Here is an 800-nt window from a genome sequence, read left to right on the forward strand (position 1 = left end):
GCCAACTGCGTGACCGGCGGCATCGCTTCTTTGCACTGATCCGTTGCCTTCAGGCAGCGCTCCGCGAACGGGCAGCCCCGGCTCTCTGGGGTCCACAATGGGATGTCCGCTTTCTTCGCCATCTCGGTGCGCTCTTTGCGGATGCCCGGTTCCGGGACGGCACTGATCAGCAACTGGGTATACGGGTGCTGCGGGTTTTGCGTGACCGAGTCACTGTTGCCCCACTCCACCATGTGCCCGACGTACATCACGGCAGTGCGTTCGGCGAAGTAGCGCGCGGTGGCAATGTCGTGCGTGATGTACAAAAAGCCAATGCCGTCTTTTTTCATGTCGGCCATCAGGTTCAAGATGCCCAGCCGGATCGAGACGTCGAGCATGGAGATCGGTTCGTCGGCGAGGATGAACTTGGCCCCCACGGCCAGGGCGCGGGCAATGGCTACACGCTGGCGCTGGCCTCCGGACAGTTCGTGCGGGTATTTGTCGGCGGTTTGTTTGGCGGGGCTTAGGCCTACCCGTTCAATAATTTCAATGACCCGGTCTTCCAGCGCCGGACCTTTCAGGTGCGGCTGGTGCAGTTTCATTGGCCGCGCGAGGTGGTGGCGGATGGTGTGCACTGGGTTCAGGGAGCCAAACGGGTCCTGGAAAATCATCTGCACTTCTTTGGCGTATTGGCGCTGGCTCAGTTTGTTCTTTTTGGCGTTGACGTCGACGTCCTGCATGTAGATCTTGCCGGAGGTCGGTTCGTACAATCGGCACAGGGCGCGGGCGCAGGTGCTTTTGCCGCTGCCGGATTCGCCCAC

1 protein-coding gene is annotated in these 800 nt (G+C 60.9%); it reads right to left on the reverse strand.

Annotation, left to right across the window (positions count from 1 at the left end):
* Nucleotides 1-800, reverse strand: an 800-nt coding sequence (locus tag IYN85_RS25620) for an ABC transporter ATP-binding protein (protein ID WP_196161827.1), incomplete at both ends; no start/stop codon positions are given.

Origin of the sequence: Reinekea sp. G2M2-21, from assembly GCF_015687175.1 — a bacterium.
GTDB lineage: Bacteria > Pseudomonadota > Gammaproteobacteria > Pseudomonadales > Natronospirillaceae > Reinekea.